The 19,232-nt window shown below is 69.8% G+C and carries 16 protein-coding genes; 14 read left to right on the forward strand and 2 right to left on the reverse strand.

All coding sequences use genetic code 11. The annotated features are described in order from the left end of the window. Positions 1-82: 82 nt before the first annotated feature. From RWN05_RS04415 to RWN05_RS04445, 7 genes are all read left to right on the forward strand, one after another. The gene (locus RWN05_RS04415; protein WP_314138699.1) at positions 83-1,354 is read left to right on the forward strand and encodes an alpha/beta hydrolase-fold protein; all 1,272 of its coding nucleotides are present in this window, start codon (positions 83-85) and stop codon (positions 1,352-1,354) included. Further along, the gene (locus tag RWN05_RS04420) at positions 1,354-3,879 is read left to right on the forward strand and encodes a DUF2156 domain-containing protein (protein WP_314138700.1); all 2,526 of its coding nucleotides are present in this window, start codon (positions 1,354-1,356) and stop codon (positions 3,877-3,879) included. Before RWN05_RS04415 ends, RWN05_RS04420 begins: the two co-directional genes overlap by 1 nt. Before the next feature lie 146 nt (positions 3,880-4,025). Beyond that, positions 4,026-5,786, forward strand: coding sequence for a 2-isopropylmalate synthase (gene leuA / locus RWN05_RS04425; protein WP_071260806.1), 1,761 nt, complete (start codon positions 4,026-4,028; stop codon positions 5,784-5,786). A 128-nt stretch (positions 5,787-5,914) separates the two neighbouring features. Next, a complete protein-coding gene (locus RWN05_RS04430) occupies positions 5,915-7,099 on the forward strand; it encodes a sensor histidine kinase (RefSeq protein WP_079002350.1) in 1,185 nt (394 codons plus the stop codon). Next, a complete protein-coding gene (locus RWN05_RS04435) occupies positions 7,096-7,785 on the forward strand; it encodes a response regulator transcription factor (RefSeq protein WP_071260804.1) in 690 nt (229 codons plus the stop codon). Before RWN05_RS04430 ends, RWN05_RS04435 begins: the two co-directional genes overlap by 4 nt. A gap of 109 nt (positions 7,786-7,894) precedes the next feature. Further along, positions 7,895-8,653, forward strand: a complete 759-nt coding sequence (locus tag RWN05_RS04440) for an ABC transporter ATP-binding protein (protein ID WP_314138704.1) — start codon at positions 7,895-7,897, stop codon at positions 8,651-8,653. Further along, positions 8,650-10,062 (forward strand): ABC transporter permease, encoded by a 1,413-nt coding sequence (locus RWN05_RS04445; RefSeq protein WP_064293638.1) that lies wholly within the window; start codon positions 8,650-8,652, stop codon positions 10,060-10,062. The genes RWN05_RS04440 and RWN05_RS04445 overlap by 4 nt, the downstream gene beginning before the upstream one ends. Before the next feature lie 6 nt (positions 10,063-10,068). Here the strand turns inward: RWN05_RS04445 and RWN05_RS04450 are convergent, their stop codons facing one another. Continuing rightward, on the reverse strand, positions 10,069-10,737 hold the full coding sequence (locus RWN05_RS04450) for a trimeric intracellular cation channel family protein (protein WP_064293639.1): 669 nt from the start codon (positions 10,735-10,737) through the stop codon (positions 10,069-10,071). A gap of 83 nt (positions 10,738-10,820) precedes the next feature. On the opposite strand from RWN05_RS04450, the gene recO reads away from it, so the two are divergent. Genes recO through RWN05_RS04465 form a run of 3 tightly spaced genes read left to right on the forward strand, consistent with a single transcriptional unit; the run spans position 10,821 to position 13,085 of the window. After that, on the forward strand, positions 10,821-11,558 hold the full coding sequence (recO, locus tag RWN05_RS04455; protein WP_064293640.1) for a DNA repair protein RecO: 738 nt from the start codon (positions 10,821-10,823) through the stop codon (positions 11,556-11,558). Next, positions 11,555-12,376, forward strand: a complete 822-nt coding sequence (locus tag RWN05_RS04460) for an isoprenyl transferase (protein WP_079002352.1) — start codon at positions 11,555-11,557, stop codon at positions 12,374-12,376. The genes recO and RWN05_RS04460 overlap by 4 nt, the downstream gene beginning before the upstream one ends. A gap of 28 nt (positions 12,377-12,404) precedes the next feature. Beyond that, positions 12,405-13,085 carry a DsbA family protein gene (locus tag RWN05_RS04465; RefSeq protein ID WP_079002353.1) on the forward strand — a complete coding sequence of 227 codons (681 nt, stop codon included), beginning with the start codon at positions 12,405-12,407 and terminating at the stop codon, positions 13,083-13,085. A gap of 136 nt (positions 13,086-13,221) precedes the next feature. On the opposite strand, the gene RWN05_RS04470 is transcribed toward RWN05_RS04465, so the two are convergent. After that, complete coding sequence (locus RWN05_RS04470; RefSeq protein ID WP_079003902.1) at positions 13,222-13,740, reverse strand: aminoacyl-tRNA deacylase; 519 nt, start codon at positions 13,738-13,740, stop codon at positions 13,222-13,224. A gap of 51 nt (positions 13,741-13,791) precedes the next feature. Here RWN05_RS04470 and dusB point away from each other — a divergent pair, with 51 nt between their 5' ends. The 4 genes from dusB to RWN05_RS04490 all read left to right on the forward strand — a co-directional run bounded on the left by dusB (position 13,792) and on the right by RWN05_RS04490 (position 19,138). Further along, entirely contained in the window at positions 13,792-14,952 is a 1,161-nt protein-coding gene (gene dusB, locus RWN05_RS04475) for a tRNA dihydrouridine synthase DusB (RefSeq protein ID WP_064293643.1), read from the forward strand. A 25-nt stretch (positions 14,953-14,977) separates the two neighbouring features. After that, positions 14,978-16,225, forward strand: coding sequence for a deoxyguanosinetriphosphate triphosphohydrolase (locus RWN05_RS04480; RefSeq protein ID WP_079003903.1), 1,248 nt, complete (start codon positions 14,978-14,980; stop codon positions 16,223-16,225). 88 nt (positions 16,226-16,313) lie between these two features. Next, positions 16,314-18,188: a DNA primase gene (gene dnaG, locus RWN05_RS04485; protein WP_079002354.1), complete on the forward strand. Its 1,875-nt coding sequence runs from the start codon at positions 16,314-16,316 to the stop codon at positions 18,186-18,188. 101 nt (positions 18,189-18,289) lie between these two features. Next, positions 18,290-19,138 carry an ATP-binding cassette domain-containing protein gene (locus tag RWN05_RS04490; protein ID WP_064293646.1) on the forward strand — a complete coding sequence of 283 codons (849 nt, stop codon included), beginning with the start codon at positions 18,290-18,292 and terminating at the stop codon, positions 19,136-19,138. Positions 19,139-19,232: the final 94 nt, after the last annotated feature.

Below are 19,232 nucleotides of genomic sequence, written 5' to 3' on the forward strand. Positions count from 1 at the left end.
CCGCTGTGGAACCAGTCGTCTGGCCGACAGGCTCGCGGGCCCGCGGACATACTGGTCCTCGGGGTCGCGAGAAGGAGTCCGAGTGTTCGACTGGTTGCTGGCCATCAGGCTGGATCGTCCGGAGCTCCTCGTCTGGGTCGGCGGTGCCGCCGTTCTCCTGGCGATCGTCCTGTTGACCGGGCGCCGAACGGTTCGCGGCTGGCTGACGATGCTGCTCGTGGCGAGCGGTGGAGCGCTCCTCGCCTATGCCACTGCCTGGTTGCTCGGTGACGTGTTCGACGTCTTCGGGATCGAACTGACGCCGGTCACCCGTGCGTGGGCGGCGGTCGGGTTCGCCGGTGCCGCCCTCGCGATCGCGGCGATCGTGCGGACCCGCGCGTGGCGGGTCGTCGTGGCGAGCCTCGCCATCCCCGCCTTCCTGCTCATCGGGGCGATCGGCGTGAACCAGGACTTCGGTGAGTTCGCGACGGTGCGGGCGGCGCTGGGGATCAGCCCGTACCAGTCGTTCTCGGCCCTGCCGGCCGCCCTGGGGACGACGACGACGTGGCAGCGACCCGCCGACCTGCCCAGCGGCGGGCGGGTCGAACACGTGGACATCCCGGCGACGACCTCTGGGTTCGCCCACCGGGACGCGCTCGTCTATCTGCCACCGGCCGCCCTGACCGCACACCCGCCGGCACTGCCCGTCATCGAGGCGTTCAGCGGTCAGCCGGGAGAGCCTGCCGACCTGTTCGCCTCGGCTGGGATCGCGGGGATCCTCGACCGCTTCGCCGCCTCGCATGCGGGTCTCGCGCCGATCGTGGTCGTGCCCGACCAGCTCGGCGCTCCAGACCGCAACCCGATGTGTGTCGATGGACCGCTCGGCAACTCGGCGAGCTACCTCACGGTCGACGTCCCCGCGTGGATCTCGGCGCACCTCCCGGTGTCCGCATCGCGGACGGACTGGTTCATCGCCGGGTTCTCGCAGGGAGGGACCTGTTCCATCCAGCTCGGTGCCGCGCACCCCGGACGCTACGGCGGCATCCTCGACATCTCGGGGGAGGTCGTCCCGTCCATCGGACCGACGACGATCGCACAGGGCTTCAGCGGGTCGGCGACGGCGTACGAGGCTGCGGCCCCCTCGGCGATCCTCGCCGCACACACCCCGTACGCGGACACCGTCGGCGTCTTCGGCTACGGCAGCGACGACAGCCGCTATGGTCCTGGTGTCCGGCGGGTCGCCGCGATGGCCTCGGCCGCCGGCATGCGGACGACGACCTTCGTCTCCGACGGGACCGCGCACGACTGGCACACCGTCCACACGGTGTTCGAGCGGGCGCTCCCCGTGATCGCCGCACGATTCGGGCTCGCCTGATGCGCGCGGGGAGGGCGACGCCGTTCGGCCGACTCGTGACCAGCGTGCTCCGGTCGGTGCCGATGAGCATCGGGATCACGGCGCTGGTGCTCGTCGTCAGTGCGTTCGTGTGGCGCACGCCGCCGGTGGCGACGCCCGCCTGGCGGTCGGCGATCCGTGAGGCGGCCGGCGTGGGGTACGAGCAGGTCGTGGTGGACGGACACTGGTGGGCGCTCCTGACCGGTGCCCTGGGAACCGACGGGGTGCTCGGGCTCCTCGCCTTCCTGCTGATCGGCGTCCCCGCGCTGGTGCTCGCCGAGCGACGGTTCGGCGCCGTCAAGACGCTCCTGGCGGTGCTGGTGACCGCGGTCGCCGGGAACGCGCTCGCCATCGGGCTCCAACTCCTCGGCACGCTCGGCGGCGAGTTCTGGAGCGGCGAGGTCGCTCGCATCGTGGCATTCGACCCGGTGGCCGGCACCCTCGGCGCCCTCGCCGCGTCGAGTGCGTTCCACGGGCCGCTCTGGCGTCGACGGATCCGCGCGTTCGTCGTCGTCGGTGCCCTGATCGTGCTGCTGTACTCGGGACTCCCGCAGGATCTCGCACGACTGTTCGCAGCGCTGGTCGGCGTCCTGCTCGGGGTCGTGCTCGCCGGGGCCAGCCCGTCGGTGCGACGCGTGCGGAGCTCGCACCACGAGACCCGGGTGCTCCTGGCGTCCGTCGTCGCGATGATGGGCGTGGGACCGCTCATCACCTTCCTCTCCGGCCGGCACCTCGGTCCGCTCGCGCCGCTCGTGCTTCTGCTCGAACAGAACATCCCGGACGCCGGACGGGTCATCGGCCAATGCCGCACGGTCGGCGTGTCAGCACAGTGCCTGCGCGACCTCACGCTGGTACGCGTCGACGGCCTCGGAGCGGTGCTCCTCTCGGTGGTCCCCATGATCGCCCTGCTCTTCGCAGCGTGGGGCCTGCTCCGCGGCAGACGCTTCGCGGTCTGGTTCGCCACGGCGATCATGGTGTCCTTCGCCGTCCTGAGTGCGCTGTCGCTCGGAGCGGGGGTGCGACTCCACCCGACGGGACACCCCTCCTCGTTGCTCGGGACGGGGCACGGCGCGCAGCAGCGGTCCGTCGAGATCGCGATCGCGCTGTGGGCGGCGATCCTGCTGCCGCTCGTCGTGGCGGCGCTCCTGGTCGTGCTCCGTCGTGGGTTCCCCGTGCGGGCCACCCGACGCAGCGCCTTGGGGTATCTCGCCCTGGTCGGCGCGTCGTGGGTCGTGCTCGCCGCGCTCTTCGTGGTCGTCGCCCTGCTCCAGCCTGGAGGATTCTCGCCGAGGTCCGACGTGTGGGAGGTCCTCCGTGCGGCGCCGGAGCGCTTCGTCCCCGCCGCGTACCTGCGGAACGTCCTTCCGGGCTTCGTACCGGTCGCCCCGCTCACCGGCGTGGTGTTCCACGCCGTCGGACCCGTCTGGTGGAGCATCATCCTGCTCGGCGCGGTCTGGCCGCTGAGCCGGGTCGCGAACGCCATCGCGCCGGCCGACGAGCGCCGGCTGCGCGAGCTCCTGGCCGAGGGTAGCGACTCCATCGGGCACATGGCCACCTGGCCGGGCAACCTCACCTGGTTCGACCCGCAGCGCAGCGCGGGCATCGCCTACCGGATCGTCGCCGGGGTCGCGGTCACCACGGGCGGCTTCTTCGGGAGGGACCGCCACGAACAGGGGGTCCTCGAGCGGTTCATCGAGCACTGCGAGGACTCGGGCCTGGCGGTGGCGTTGTACAGCGTGGACGAGGAGACCGCAGCGGCGCTCCACCGGATCGGTTGGCGCACCGTCCAGGTCGCCGAGGAGACGGTCCTGCACCCGCAGGGCTGGAGCATGGTCGGCAAGCGCTGGCAGGACATCAGATCCTCCGTCAACCGGGCCGACCGCGCGGGGATCACCGCCGTCTGGTCCACCTACGGGGCGCTCGGCGTCGGGCTCGCGGCGCAGATCGCCGAGATCTCCGAGGAGTGGGTCGCCGAGCGGAAGCTGCCCGAGATGGGGTTCACCCTCGGTGGGATCGACGAGCTCGTCGACGAGGAGGTCCGGCTTCTGCTCGCGGTCGACGAGCAAGGACGGCTGCACGGCGTCACGAGTTGGCTCCCGGTGCGGCGCGACGGTCAACTGGTCGGTTGGACCCTCGACTTCATGCGGCGTCGGACGGACGGCATGAACGGCGTCATGGAGTTCCTCATCGCCGAAGCCGCCGCTCGGTTCAAGGAGGACGGCATCGAGGAGATGAGCCTCTCCGGGGCTCCGCTCGCGCGCTCGAGGAGCACCGAGCAACCGGAGACGGACGGGATCGACCGGGTCCTGACGTACCTCGGGAACGTGCTCGAACCCGTGTACGGGTTCCGCTCGCTCCTGGCCTTCAAGGGGAAGTTCCAGCCGGAGGAGCGTCCGCTCGTGCTCGGCTACGCGGACCCGCTGACCCTCCCGGCGATCGGCATCGCGGTCGGTCGCGCCTACCTCCCGGACGTGTCCGTGCGAGACCTCGCCTCGCTGGTCACCTGACCGGCGGCGCGGGGGAGTGCTATGCTGACGACGTGTTCTCCGGTCTGCTCCTCCTTAGCTGCCGCGACGAGTCCTAGTTCCAGGCCTCACTCGTCGCGGAGTTCGTCGTTGGCTCACCCCCAATCCCACGAGGAGATCCCAGGATCATGAAGAACACCCAGACCCCATCAGGCATGCCGGTCCACCGCTACCGCGCCTACCAGGACCAGTTCAGCGTCTCGCTGCCCGACCGCACGTGGCCCGACCGTCGGATCACCGAGGCCCCGCGCTGGTGCGCCGTCGACCTCCGCGACGGCAACCAGGCCCTCATCGACCCGATGAGTCCGGAACGTAAGCGCATCATGTTCGACCTGCTCGTGAAGATGGGCTACAAGGAGATCGAGGTCGGGTTCCCGAGCGCGAGCCAGACCGACTTCGACTTCGTCCGCAGCCTCATCGACGAAGGAGCGATCCCCGAGGACGTCACCATCCAGGTGCTGACCCAGGCCCGCGACCACCTCATCGAACGCACCTACGAGTCGCTGCGCGGCGCGAAGCAGGCGATCGTGCACTTGTACAACTCGACGAGCGTCCTGCAGCGCGACGTCGTGTTCCGTAGCGACAAGCAGGGCATCATCGACCTCGCCCTCCACGGCGCCCGGAAGTGTCGCGAGATGGAGTCGACGGTCCCCGGAACGCAGATCTACTACGAGTACTCGCCGGAGAGCTACACCGGTACCGAGCTCGAGTTCGCCGTCGACATCTGCAACCAGGTGGTCGAGGTCCTCGAGGCGACGCCCGACCGCAAGGTCATCATCAACCTGCCGTCGACGGTCGAGATGGCCTCGCCGAACGTCTACGCCGACTCGATCGAGTGGATGAGCCGCAACCTCGCCAACCGCGAGAACATCATCATCTCCCTGCACCCGCACAACGACCGCGGGACCGCGATCGCGGCAGCCGAGCTCGGCTACCTGGCCGGCGCCGACCGGATCGAAGGGTGCCTCTTCGGGAACGGTGAGCGCACGGGCAACGTCGACCTCGTCGCGCTCGGCATCAACATGTTCACGCAGGGTGTCGACCCGCAGATCGACTTCAGCGACATCGACGAGGTCAAGCGGACGGCCGAGCACTGCAACCAGCTCCCGGTGCACGAGCGGAGCCCGTGGGCGGGCGACCTCGTCTTCACGGCCTTTAGCGGTTCTCACCAGGACGCGATCAAGAAGGGCTTCGAGGCGATGTCCGTCGACGCCGTCTCCCAGGGCAAGGACGTCGCCGACCTCGAATGGGCCGTGCCGTACCTGCCAGTCGATCCGCAGGACCTCGGGCGCAGCTACGAGGCGGTCATCCGCGTGAACTCCCAGTCGGGCAAGGGCGGCGTCGCCTACCTCCTCAAGACCGATCACGCGATCGACCTGCCGCGTCGCCTGCAGATCGAGTTCTCCGGCGTCGTCCAGGCGAAGACCGACGCCGAGGGCGGCGAGGTGACGAGCGGCCAGATCTGGTCGATCTTCCAGGACGAGTACCTGCCGGCGACGGTCGCGGACGCGAAGTGGGGTCGGTTCGAACTGCAGTCCACGAAGACGTCGAGCGACCTCACCGGCACCGTGGTCCTCGAGGTCGCCCTTCGCGACGGCGAGCAGGTCGAGGAGCGCACCTCGACCGGCAACGGACCGATCGCGGCCTTCCTCAACCTGCTCTCCGGACGCGGCATCGAGGTCACGCTGTACGACTACGTGGAGCACACGCTGAGCGCCGGAGGCGACGCCGAGGCGGCCGCCTATGTCGAGCTCCAGGTGAACGACCAGCGCCTCTGGGGTGTCGGCATCGACGGCGACATCGCGACGGCCTCGCTCAAGGCAGTGGTCTCGGCGGTCAACCGTGCCGTGCGCACGCAGGTCGAGGCGCGGGAACTGGCCTCCATCTGACGACGCCGCCGCGCCGGGTCCGCCTTCGGGTCGGCCGGGCGCGGCGTCTCGCTCCGCGGCGTACGCCGGGAGGATGATCTTTCCGGGCGACGACCGATCCGTCAGCGGTCAGGTCGTACGGTTGGAGGATGTTCCGCACGCTCCGGCCCGGCCAGTTGGCCCTCGACATCGCGCTGCCGTCGGTGCTGTTCATCCTCACCGCCGCTGCGTACACGACGCGCCCGGCCGGGTACACCATCGTCCTGCTCGGCATGTGCGGTGCACTGGCGCTCCGCCGGCTCGCTCCGGCGATCGCGCTGTCCGTGGCCTGGGCCGCTGCTCTGCTGCAGCTCATCCTCCTGCTCGCGCCGGATCCCGCGAACTTCGCGATCCCGGTCGTGCTCTACGCCGCGGCGAGTTACGGCGGCCGGGTGGTGCGATGGGTCTCCTTCGCATCCGCGTTCGTCGGTGCCGCGCTCATCGCGTTCTACGTGATCGTCGTCCCGAGTTGGACCACGGGCATCGGCGCGGAGATCAGTACCTTCGGCCTTGCGAACGACATGACACCGGTCGCGCAGGTGACGGTCGGACTGTTCATGTTCCTCGCGTTCGCCGCCTTCTTCGGCCTCGCTTGGACCGCAGGCGTCCTCATGCGCACGTGGCGGCTCGCCCGCGAAAGCCGCCAGGCGCAACTCCTGGCCGAGCGCGACGTCGCCGTGGAACAGGAGCGCAACCGGATCGCGCGCGACATGCACGACGTGGTCGCGCACTCCCTCGCCGTCGTCATCGCCCAGGCCGACGGGGCCCGGTATGCGCTGGCCGCGGACCCGGATTCGGCCGACCAGGCCTTGCGGACGATCTCGAGCATCTCCCGAGAGGCCCTCGCCGATGTCCGGGTGCTCCTCGCGCAGTTGCGGTTCCAGCAGACCGAAGGCCCGCAGCCGGTCATGGCCGACCTCGAGCGGCTCTACGAGCAGTTGCGCGGAGCCGGACTCGACGTGGTGGTCCAGAACCACGGTCAGGAACGACCGGTGGCGACCGGTTCGCAGCTCGCCGTGTACCGCATCATCCAGGAGGCACTCACGAACGCGCTCCGACACGGCGACCATCGTGGGCCGATCGACGTCCATCTCGACTGGACCGGACCCGAGCTGCAGCTCTGGGTCGTCAACCGGGCGAAGCTCGAACCGCCGAAGGCCGGCATGGGGCACGGCCTCGCCGGGATGAACGAGCGCGCTACGCTGGCAGGCGGCAGGTTCGGGACGACCCTGGTGGACGGTCTCTTCACCGTCTACGCATCGATCCCGTACGCGACGGTGGGAGTGACGAGATGACCGATCCGAGTGACGCGACGGCAGCGGGGGCGATCACGATCGCGCTGGTCGACGACCAGGCGCTCTTCCGAGGCGGGATCCGGATGCTCATCGGTTCGCAGCCGGACCTGCGCGTCGTCGGCGAGGCCTCCGACGGGCGTCAAGCGGTCGAGTTGGCCGCACGGACACGTCCGCAGGTCATCCTCATGGACGTCCGGATGCCGGTCATGGACGGGATCGAGGCGACGAAGACGATCCTGGCGGAGGCGGATGCGCGCGGGAGCGAGCGTCCACGGATCGTCGTGCTGACCACCTTCGACCTCGATGAGGCGGCCGCGACGGCCATCCGAGCCGGTGCCAGCGGTTTCCTCCTCAAGGACGCGGAGCCGGAATTCCTCCTCGCGGCGATCCGCACCGTCCATGCCGGGAACGCGGTCATCGCCGCGTCGGCCACCCGCGAGCTGTTCGAGCACTTCCAGCAGGCGCCGGCCGCTCCGGCCGCACCGCAGCGCTATGCCGAGCTCACGGCGCGCGAGCGCGAGATCTTCCTCCTCGCGGCGCGCGGACTGAGCAACTCCGAGATCGCCGCCGCCGAGTTCCTCAGCGAGGCGACCGTGAAGACGCACATCAGCCGGATCTTCGCGAAGCTCGAGGTGCGCGACCGGGTCCAGCTCGTCGTGTTCGCCTTCGAACACGGCCTGGTCTGACGGCGGTCCAACGGGCAACCGCGGATTGATCGAGGATCATCCCCAGGATGTACCCGGGTCGCTCGTGCGCCCGACGCGCACCCGGCACCTCGCTCCGTAGCTTCGGAGTATGACCACTTCAGCACAGCCGTCCGTCGTCGCCAGCGTCCACGGACTCAGGAAGAGCTACGGACCCGCCGACAACCAGGTCGTCGCCCTCGACGGCGTCGACCTCGAGATCGAACGGGGCCGGTTCACCGCCATCATGGGCCCGAGCGGCTCGGGCAAGTCGACGCTCATGCACATCATGGCGGGCCTCGATCAGGCCACCGCGGGGCGGGTGCGTCTCGGCGACCAGGACATCACGGACCTCGACGACGGGCAGCTCACGATCCTCCGTCGGCGTCGTGTCGGGTTCGTGTTCCAGGCGTTCAACCTGGTGCCGACGCTCGACGTCGCGGCCAACATCCGGCTGCCCTTCGAACTCGACGCCCGCCGTCCGACCGGTGAGGAGCAGAGCTGGATCGACGTGCTCGTGAGCACGCTCGGACTCGCGTCCCGACTCGGGCACCGTCCGCACGAACTCTCGGGTGGACAGCAGCAGCGCGTCGCGATCGCGCGTGCCCTGGCCACGCGGCCCGAGATGCTCTTCGCGGACGAACCGACCGGCAACCTCGACTCCCGCACTGGGCGGAGCGTCCTGGCCCTGCTGGCGGCGGCCAGCACCGAATACGGGCAGAGCATCGCGATGGTGACGCACGACCCGATCGCCGCGAGCTACGCGGACCGGATCGTGTTCCTCGCGGACGGCCGGGTGGTCGAGGACCGTCCCAGATCGACCCCCGAGCAGATCTCGGCGCTCATGCTCGGCATGGAGCGTGCGGCATGAGCCGGGCGGATCTCGGGCCCCGGGCCCGCGAGCATCGCGCGAGCCTCCTCGTCGCGACGCTCAGCGCCTCGTTCGGTGTCCTGTTGCTCATGGTGACGAGTGTGCTCTCCACGTTCATCCTGGCCGACGACGTGACCGGGTCCAGCGGCACCGTGGTGATCATGCTCATCCTCGCGGCCGCCGTGTTCGTCTCATTGGCGGTGTACGTCGGCGCGATCGTCACGGCGAACACCTTCGCCACGATCGTCGCCGGGCGGACGAGGACGATCGCGCTGCTGCGCCTGATCGGTTCGACGGCGCGATCGCAGCGTCGCGCCGTCGCGAGGGAGGGCGTCGTCGTCGGCCTGCTCGGCGGGGGAGCCGGGTTGCTCGTCGGGCTCCTCGCGACCTTCGCGCTCGTCCGGATCGGGGTCGCGACCGGTGTGCTGCCCGAGTTGCCGTACGCGATCGTCGAACCGGCCGTGCTCCTGCCGGTCGTCGCGGTCGTCTTGACCACCTGGCTCGCGTCCTGGATCGGCGCGCGTCGCGTCCTGACGGTCACCCCGATGCAGGCGATCGGAGGATCGCAGGAGTTGAGTCGGGAGGAGGCCACCGCCCGGCCCGCCCGGAACGCGGTCGCGATCGGTCTCTTCGTGGTCGGTGTCCTGCTCCTGCTCGCTGGGGTCGGTGTCGGGCTCGTGTCGCCGCTCGGCGTGCTCATCGGTATCGTCGGCGGGATCGTCTCCTTCTCCGGCCTCGTGCTCGGTGCGCACCTCGTGATGCCGCCGGCACTGCGGCTGGTCGGCCGACTGTTCGGCACCTCCGCGACGGCTCGACTCGCCGCCGAGAACGCCGTCCGCTACCCGGAGCGCAGTTCACGCACGACGATCGGACTGGTGATCGGCGTGACCCTCGTGACGATGTTCGCGGTCGCCGCGGCCAACTTCCAGGAGTTCGTGTTGAACGCACAGGCCGCGAATCCGGAGGTCTACGAGGGCACGCAGGCCGTGGTCGCGACGACCGTCGGCGTCTTCTCCGCCCTCATCGGACTGAGCGCGCTCATCGCCGCGGTCGGGATGGTCAACAACCTCTCGCTCAGCGTCCTGCAGCGCACTCGCGAACTCGGACTGCTCCGCGCCCTCGGGTTCTCCGCGGCGCAGATCCGTCGCATGATCGTGATCGAGGCGGCGCAGCTGACCATCGCGGCCGTCGTCGTCGGCCTCGTCCTCGGGACGTTCTACGGGTGGGCAGGCGCTCAGTCGATGCTCGGCGCGATCAACGGCTCGCCCGGCCTCATCTTCCCGGTCATCCCATGGGCCATCGTCGCGGTGATCGTCGTGCTCGCCGCACTCCTGACGGCCGCGGCCTCGGTGGCCCCGTCACGTCGGGCGACCCGCATCGCACCCGTCGCGGCACTCGCGGTCGACTGAGCCGACTCAGCCGCGCGTCGAGCGGCGCCAGATCCGCCATCCGCCGATCTGGCGCTGCTCGGGCAACGTCCATCCGAACCGGACGGCCAGGAGGCGGATCACCGCGGTCGAGGAGACACCGACGATCGCCGCGACCCCGAGCGGCGCACCGAAGGTCACGGCGAGGACGAGGAGGGCTGTCCCGACCGCGGCCGCCACGGCGTAGAGCGACCCGACGTGCATGAGGGCGACGGGGACGCCGAGCATCACGTCGCGGAGGACCGATCCACCGACGGCCGAGACGGTGCCGACGAAGATCGCCGGGATGACCGGCAGACCGGCTGCCAGGGCCTTGGTGGAGCCGATCGCTCCGAACATGCCGATCGTCAGGGCGTCGAGACCGATGATGACGGGCCCGAGCCTCGTGATGGTGCGCAGGAGGAACATGCCGAGCAGTGCGGCTCCCGAGGCGACGGGGAGGTACCAGTTGTTCTGGAGGGACGCCGGCACCTGTCCGAGGAGGATGTCGCGGATGAGACCTCCACCGAGTCCGACGACGACGCCGATGATGGCGACGCCGAGCCAGTCGAGCTGACGATCCTGGAACCTGGCCGCGAACATGGCACCCTGGACGGCGCCGATCGCGACCGCCGAGAGGTCGACCCACAGCGGAACGACGAAGAGGACCTCGTTCACGGCTTCATCTCTCCAGGCGCTCCTTCGATCCCCGACGGCGGTTCCCGGGTCACGTTGTCGGTGCGAGGCGGGATAATCGATGCGTGCCGGTATATCGAGACGAAGTGGTGGTGTTGCGGACCCACAAGCTCGGCGAGGCCGATCGCATCGTCACCATGCTCTCACGCAGCAGGGGCAAGATCCGGGCGGTCGCGAAGGGTGTCCGTCGGACGGGCTCGAAGTTCGGGTCCCGGCTCGAGCCGTTCATGGTCGCCGACGTGCAGTTCTACGAGGGCCGTAGTCTCGACACCATCACCCAGGCCGAGTCGCTCGGTTCGTACGGCGCCGAGATCAGCGCCGACTACGGAAGCTACACGGCCGCGAGCGCGATGGTGGAGACGGCCGATCGTCTGACCGAGTCCGAGGGCTCCCTCCAGCAGTACCTGCTCCTCGTCGGCGCCCTGCGGTCGCTATCGAAGCACGAGCACGGTCCGCGGCTCACGCTCGACTCCTACCTGCTCCGGGCGTTCTCGCTCGCCGGCTGGGCGCCGAGTTTCGGGGCCTGCTCGCGGTGCGGCACGGAGGGCGAGTACTCACACGTGGTCGTGCAGCTCGGCGGGGTCGTCTGCGACGACTGCGCGCCCTCGGGCAGCCCTCGGCTGGACGCCGACACCCTCTCGCTCCTCGGAGCACTGCTCTCCGGTGACTGGGAGTACGCGGAGGCCGCCGCCGAGCAGACGGCTTCACGCGCGAGCGGGTTCACCGCCGCCTACGCGCAATGGCATCTGGAGCGCGGCCTGCGGTCGCTCGCGCACCTCGAACAGGATCGGAGCCGCGGGTGACCCCGAAGCCCTACACCCACCGCGACGCGGTGCCGTTCAAACCGATCGATTGGACGGGGGAGGTCCCGCCATCGTTCGCCAAGGGTGAGGTGCCGTCGCACGTCGCGATCGTCATGGACGGCAACGGCCGGTGGGCGAACCGACGCGGGCTCACGCGGGTCGAAGGGCACAAGGCGGGCGAGGCCGCTCTTCTCGACGTCGTCGCCGGTGCCCTGCAACTCGGGATCAAGCACCTGTCGGTGTACGCGTTCTCGACGGAGAACTGGAAGCGCTCACCCGACGAGGTCCGCTTCCTCATGGGGTTCAACCGCGAGGTGCTCCATCGACGGCGCGACCAACTGAACGAGTGGGGCGTCCGCGTGCGCTGGTCGGGGCGTCGGCCGCGGTTGTGGACCTCCGTCATCAAGGAGCTCCAGACGGCGGAGGAGCTGACGCGCGGCAACGACCGCCTGACGCTCACCATGTGCGTCAACTACGGCGGGCGCAACGAGATCGTCGACGCGGTCCGCAGCATCGCCGACGACGTCGCCGCCGGCCGCATCAAGCCGTCGGCCGTCTCGGAGCGTCTCGTCCAGAGCCGGCTCTACCTGCCCGACCTGCCGGACGTCGACCTCTTCGTCCGGAGCTCCGGAGAGCAGCGCACCAGCAACTTCCAACTGTGGCAGTCGGCCTACGCGGAGATGGTCTTCCTCGACACCCTCTGGCCCGACTTCGGGCGGCGTCAGCTCTGGGAGGCCGTCGAGCGGTACGCCGGACGTGACCGCCGCTTCGGCGGGGCGCGCGACGTGCCAGACGCCCCGGCGCCCTCGGGGGAATGAGCGACGGGTGTCGGTGGTTGGCCCTGACATGAGTGAACCCATCAAGATCGACGTCTGGTCCGACATCGCCTGCCCATGGTGCTACATCGGCAAGCGCAAGTTCGAGCGGGGTGCGGCGGAGTTCGCACAGCTCGGCGACGGACGCGAGGTCGAGGTCGAGTACCACTCCTTCGAGCTGGCACCCGACACCCCGGTGGACTTCGACGGCACCGAGATCGACTTCCTCGTGAAGCACAAGGGCATGCCGGCCGACCAGGTGCAGCAGATGCTCGATCGGGTGACGGGGATCGCCTCGGACGCCGGTCTCGAGTACGACTTCGGCATCCTCCAGCACACGAACACGGTGAAGGCGCACGAGCTCCTGCACCTCGCCAAGGCGGAGGGGAAGCAGCTCGAGATGACCGAGCGCCTCCTGCGTGCCTACTTCACCGAGGGCCGTCATGTCGGTCGCATCGAGGACCTCGCCGACCTCGCCGTCGAGGTGGGGCTCGACCGGTCCGCCGTGGTCTCGGCGCTGGAATCCGGCCAGTACACGCAGGCGGTCCGCGAGGACCAGGCGACGGCACAGGGGTACGGCATCCAGGGCGTCCCGTTCTTCGTCATCGACGGTGCCTACGGGGTGTCCGGGGCGCAGGAGGCGGCCGCGTTCACGCAGGTCCTCGAGCAGGTCTGGACGGAACGCGCGAGCACCGAGCCGGTGCAGGCGTGAGCACGGAGACGACGTCGCCTGAGCGCAGCGTCGGCGATCGACAGCCCGCGACGGTCCGGCCGGCGCTCCGACTCCTCGGGGGCGACGCCGTCGTCTGCGAGGGCGACAGTTGCCTCGTGTTCCCGTCGGAGCCGGCTCAGGACTGAGGGTCCTCCGGCTCGGTGAGGTCGGCGGTGACGGCGCCGATGGCGGCGAGGTACTCCGCCGCATCGACGAAGGCGCTCCACCCGTGCTCCCCGGCGCCGATCGAGATGCGCCCACCGCGCTCGAGGATGCGCTCGTCCGCGTAGACGGGGAGTGGAGCACTCGCGCCGAGGACGGTGATGGTGCCGCGCTCGTAGCCGGTCGCCTGGAACGCCGTCGCCGCGTCGGGCATCGCGAGCTTGTTCACGCCGAGCAGCGTGCGGAACGGCGGCCAGGAGATCTTGCGGCCGCCCGGCACGAGGGCGAAGAGGTAGTCGCCGCTGCGACGCTTCACGACGATCGTCTTGACGATGTCCGCGGGCTCGATGCCGAGCAGCTCCGCCGCCTCGTGGAGACTGCGCGCGGGCGGTCGCTCGACCAGTTCCACGTCGAGACCGAGTGCGGCGGCCGCGGCTCGGACGCGCTCGCGGCCGGACGGCTGGAGGTCGGCGGGCGGGACGGCGTCTGGCATGTGGTCCTCACTGGGCGCGGGAGCGCCGATCATCTGGGAGAATCGAGGGTGATGTCTCTTCCTACCACGCTCTCGCAGCGCCCGAGCCTCGCGATCGGGCCCATCGTGCTCGACTCGCCGGTCGTGCTCGCCCCCATGGCCGGGATCACCAACACGGCGTTCCGTCGACTGTGCCGCGAATACGGTGCCGGACTGTACGTCAGCGAGATGATCACCTCGCGCGCGCTCGTCGAACGCACGCCGGAGACCATGCGGCTCATCCAGCACCACGAGAGCGAGACGCTCCGCTCCATCCAGCTCTACGGTGTCGACCCGAAGACGGTCTCAGAGGCCGTCACCATGCTCGTCGCCGAGGATCGCGCCGACCACATCGACCTCAACTTCGGCTGCCCGGTGCCCAAGGTCACCCGCAAGGGCGGGGGAGCGGCGCTGCCCTGGAAGACCGGGCTCTTCCGCGACATCGTCGAGGGCGCGGTCCGTGCCGCAGGCGACGTCCCGCTCACGATCAAGATGCGCAAGGGCATCGACTCCGACCACCTCACCTACCTCGAGGCCGGTCGGATCGCCGAGGGCGCCGGTGTGGCGTCGATCGCGTTGCACGCCAGGACCGCCGCCGAGTTCTACTCCGGACACGCGGACTGGTCGGCGATCACCAAGCTCAAGGAGACGGTCACCTCGGTGCCGGTCCTCGGGAACGGCGACATCTGGTCGGGCGAGGACGCCCTCAGGATGGTCGACGAGACAGGGTGCGACGGCGTCGTCGTGGGCCGCGGTTGCCTCGGTCGCCCCTGGCTCTTCGGCGACCTCAGCTCGGCGTTCGCGGGCGAGGGCGGCAAGGCGGAGCCGTCTCTCGGCGACGTCGCGGCCGCGTTCCGGCGTCACGCCGAGCTCCTGGCCGAGTTCTTCGAGAGCGAGGAGCGCGGCTGCCGCGACATCCGGAAGCACGTCGCCTGGTACTTCAAGGGCTACCCGGTCGGAGGAGACCTCCGCGCGAGCCTCGCGACCGTGGAGTCGCTCGACCAGCTCGACGACCTCCTCGCGACCCTCGACTGGACGGCCCCCTACCCGGGCGCCGCGGCCGAAGGCCAGCGCGGACGCGCGGGCACGCCGAAACGACCGGCACTGCCCTACGGCTGGCTCGACTCGCAGTCGCTGGGCGCCGACGAGCAGACCGAGATCGCGGGAGCGGAACTGGACCACAGTGGCGGATAGCATCATCGAGCAGGGGAGCGTCTCCATGGATCGGGACGGCTACAGCCTGCACGACGAAGAACGCTGGATGCCCGAGCACCACTCGACGCGACGCTCCGACTTCGCGCGCGATCGTGCACGGCTGTTGCACTCCAGTGCCCTGCGGCGACTCGCCGCAAAGACCCAGGTGCTCAGCCCGACGAGCGGTGTCGACTTCGCCCGGAACCGGCTGACGCACTCGCTCGAGGTCGCTCAGGTCGGTCGAGAGCTGGCCGCCAGCCTCGACCTCGCTCCGGACGTCGTCGACACGGCGTGCCTCGCACACGACCTCGGTCACCCGCCGTTCGGTCACAACGGCGAACGAGCGCTCAACGACTGGTCCGCCGCGATCGGCGGGTTCGAGGGCAACGCCCAGACCCTGCGGATCCTCACGCGCCTCGAATCCAAGGTCTTCGGCTCCGACGGCGAGCCGTACGGTCTGAACCTCACCCGCGCGAGCCTCGACGCCAGCTGCAAGTACCCGTGGCCGGCCGCCCAGTCGGTGCCGGATCCCGGTGGTCGCGCCAAGTTCGGGTTCTTCGACGAGGACTCCGCGGCCTTCCGCTGGTTGCGAGCCGGCGCTCCCGAGCGCGTCCGCTGCGTCGAGGCGCAGGTCATGGACCTCGCGGACGACATCGCCTACTCCGTGCACGACTTCGAGGATGCCGTCGTCGGGGAGTACATCGACCCGGCGTTCCTGAACGCGCGCGCAGGACACGATCGCCTCATCGACACCGCGCTGTCCTGGGCCGGCGACGACTTCACCCACGACGACCTCGCCGCCGCCTTCGACCGGCTGCAGTCCTCGCACACCTGGATCACCGCGTGGGACGGCTCCCGGCGCGACCTCGGTCGGCTCAAGAACTTCACGAGCCAGATGATCGGTCGGTTCGCCGGTGCGGCGACCGCGGCGACCCGGGAGGCCTTCCCGCAGGCCAGCCTCGTGCGGTTCGGGGCCGACGTCGTGGTGCCCCATGGCATCCAGGCCGAGATCGCCCTCCTCAAGGGGATCGTCGCCGCGTTCGTGATGTACAGCGACTCCCGCCAGCCGCTGTACGTCCGGCAGCGGGAGATCCTCATCGAACTGTCGGACGCGGTGTTCGCGCTCGGCGAGTCGGCCCTCGACGTCGGCTTCGCGGCGGACTGGCGCGCAGCCGGTTCCGACGCGGAACGCCGTCGCGTCGTCGTGGATCAGATCGCGAGCCTGACCGATCAGAGCGCCCTCTCCTGGCACGAACGGCATGTCGGCGCCTGACGCTCCTCCACACAGGAGCGGGAGTCGGACTCCGCTGCGCGGAGGCCCTCAGGGATGGACGATGGACGCACGAGACTAGGATCGAAGCATGGCCGGACGGATTCGACAGAGCGATGTTGAAGAGGTCAAGGCACGCACCAACATCGGCGACGTCGTCGGCGACTACGTCTCGCTGAAGTCCGCCGGTGTCGGCTCGCTGAAGGGCTTGTGCCCCTTCCACGACGAACGCAGCCCGAGCTTCCACGTGCGCCCCACGGTCGGGCTGTACCACTGCTTCGGCTGTGGCGAGAGCGGCGACGTCTACAGCTTCCTGCAGAAGATGGACCACGTGACGTTCGCGGAGTCGGTGGAACGTCTCGCGCAGCGCATCGGGTACCCGCTCAGCTACGAGGAGGGCGGTGGCAAGGTCGACCACGGCAACCGGGCGCGGCTCTTCGCCGCCAACCAGGCTGCCGCCGAGTACTTCCAGCAGCAGCTCCACGACGGCGACGCCGACCTCGGGCGGCGGTTTCTCGGCGAACGCGGCTTCGACGCCGCCGCCGCCGACCACTTCGGGATCGGGTTCGCGCCTGCCGGCTGGGACCACCTCATGAAGGCACTGCGGTCCCGCGGATTCTCCGACGAGGAGATGCTCGCGGCCGGTCTCGTGTCGAGCGGCGACCGCGGTGTCTACGACCGGTTCCGCGGACGCCTCATCTGGCCGATCCGCGATACGACCGGGCAGGTGCTCGGCTTCGGAGCCCGGCGCCTCCGCGACGACGACAAGGGGCCGAAATACCTCAACACCCCGGAGACGGCGATCTACCACAAGGCGCAGGTCCTCTACGGCCTCGACCTCGCCAAACGCGACATCTCGCGCGGCAAGCGGGTCGTCGTCGTCGAGGGGTACACCGACGTCATGGCCTGCCACCTGGCGGGGGAGACCACCGCGGTGGCGACCTGCGGGACCTCGTTCGGGGTCGACCACATCAAGATGATCCGCCGCGTCATGGGCGACGACTCCGCCACCGGCGAGGTCATCTTCACCTTCGACCCTGACGAGGCGGGGCAGAAGGCCGCGACGCGTGCGTTCGGTGAGGAGAAGCGCTTCTCCGCCCAGACGTACGTCGCGGTGTCCTCCGACGGCCTCGACCCCTGCGACCTCCGGCTCAACCGCGGCGACGGCGCCATCCGGAAACTCGTCGACGGCCGAGAGCCGATGTTCGAGTTCATCATCCGGCGGACGCTGGCGGGCTTCGACCTCGAGACGGTCGAGGGCCGCGTCGGCGCACTCCGGGCGGCCGCGCCGGTCGTCGCCGAGATCCGCGACCCCTCGCTCCGTCCCGGGTACACCCGTGTGCTCGCGAAGCAGCTCGGCATGGAACTCGACGAGGTGGCCCGCGCCGTGCGGGCCGCCGGCGGTGCCGCCGCAGGAGGCTCGCAGAACTCCGCACGAGACGCCCGCCTGCAAGGCCCTGGCGCACCGGGCACCGAGCCGCCGCGCGAGCGGCAGGCCTCGCTCAACGACCTGCCCAAGGACCCGTCGACGCGCCTCGAGCAGGACGCCCTCCGAGCGATCCTGCAGCTGCCCCAACACCTCGAACGTCCCATGCTGGAGCGCGCGGTCCAGAGCTCGGTCGCCAACAGTTCCCTCGCCGTGGTGCGCGACGCCATGAGTGTGAGCCTCGACCACCTCGGGACCAACGCCTGGCTCGAGACCGTCATCACACAGGTCCCACCCGGCTTCGACGGACTGGTACGCGAGCTCGGAGTGTCCCCACTGCCCGAGACGAACGAGGAGAAGCTGCCGAGCTATGTCCGGGACATCGCGCGGGCGCTGATCGACCGCGACCTCCTCGGTCGTAAGGCGGCGCTGCTCGGGTCGTTGCGTCGCACCGACCCCCGCGACGAGTCGCATCGGGAGATCACCCGGCAGCTTGCAGACGTCGAGGCGGAACGGCGAGCGCTCCGCGCCGAGGCCTGACGCGGTCTACCTCCACCGAGCGTGGCACGTGGCCCCGCCGGGATCGCCGGATACACTCGATGGCGATCCGGTGGCTCCCGTGCACCGGAAGGAGAGGTCTCATGAAGCACCCAGAGCAGGACGGACCCGCGGTCCGGGCGAGTGATCTGAGCGTCGACTACGCCGCGCACGGCGTGAGTCCGAGCAACCGAGCCCTGGACGGCATCAGCTTCGAGCTGCCCGTCGGCGGCTCGCTCGGGGTCATCGGCAGCTCGGGATCGGGGAAGAGCACGCTCCTGCGGGTGCTGTCCGGACGCCACCTGACCGGAGCGGACTCCCGTCCGTTCGTGTCCGGCGGCGACGTGAGCACGCTCGGTCGCTCCATGCGCAAGGTGGGCCGCAGAGAACTCACGAAGCTCACGTTCGAGGTGTCGCTGCTCGAGCAGGAGGCCGGTGCGCACCTGAAGCCCGAGCTCACCGTCACGGAGCTCATCTCGGAACCGGTCCTGGCGCGCGACAAGAAGTTCAGCGAGCAGGCGCTCGGCGTCCGGGTCGCCACATTGCTGGACGCCGTGCAGATGCCGCTCTCCAGCCTCGACAAGTACCCGTACGAGCTGAGTGGTGGTCAGCGGCAGCGGATCGCCATCGCGCGCGCCCTCGTCCTCGGCCCGAAGGTGTTCATCGCCGACGAACCGACGGCCGGGATCGACATCACGGTCCGGCACACGGTGACCGAGTTGCTCGACGGGTTCCGACGCGACGGCGGTACGGTCATCGTCGTGACACACGATCTCGCCATGCTCCGCGAGGTGACCGACGACGTGCTGGCGCTCCACCAGTCGCGGGTCGTGGGCTACGGCCCGATCGACGCGATGCTCGCCGATCCGCCGCACGAGTTCCTCGCGGCGCTCGCCCAGTCGGGCGGCACCGAGACCCAGTACGAGACGCCCGAGGCCGTCGGCATCGATTGATCGCGTGTCGATTTGGCGTCTGCGAATCCTTTGCTACAGTAGATACGCGCTGCAACGCAGAGGCCGGATACGTCCGGCCGGTCGAAGCTCGTAT

Origin of the sequence: uncultured Plantibacter sp. (assembly GCF_963518075.1) — a bacterium.
Classification (GTDB): Bacteria; Actinomycetota; Actinomycetes; order Actinomycetales; family Microbacteriaceae; genus Plantibacter; species Plantibacter flavus_A.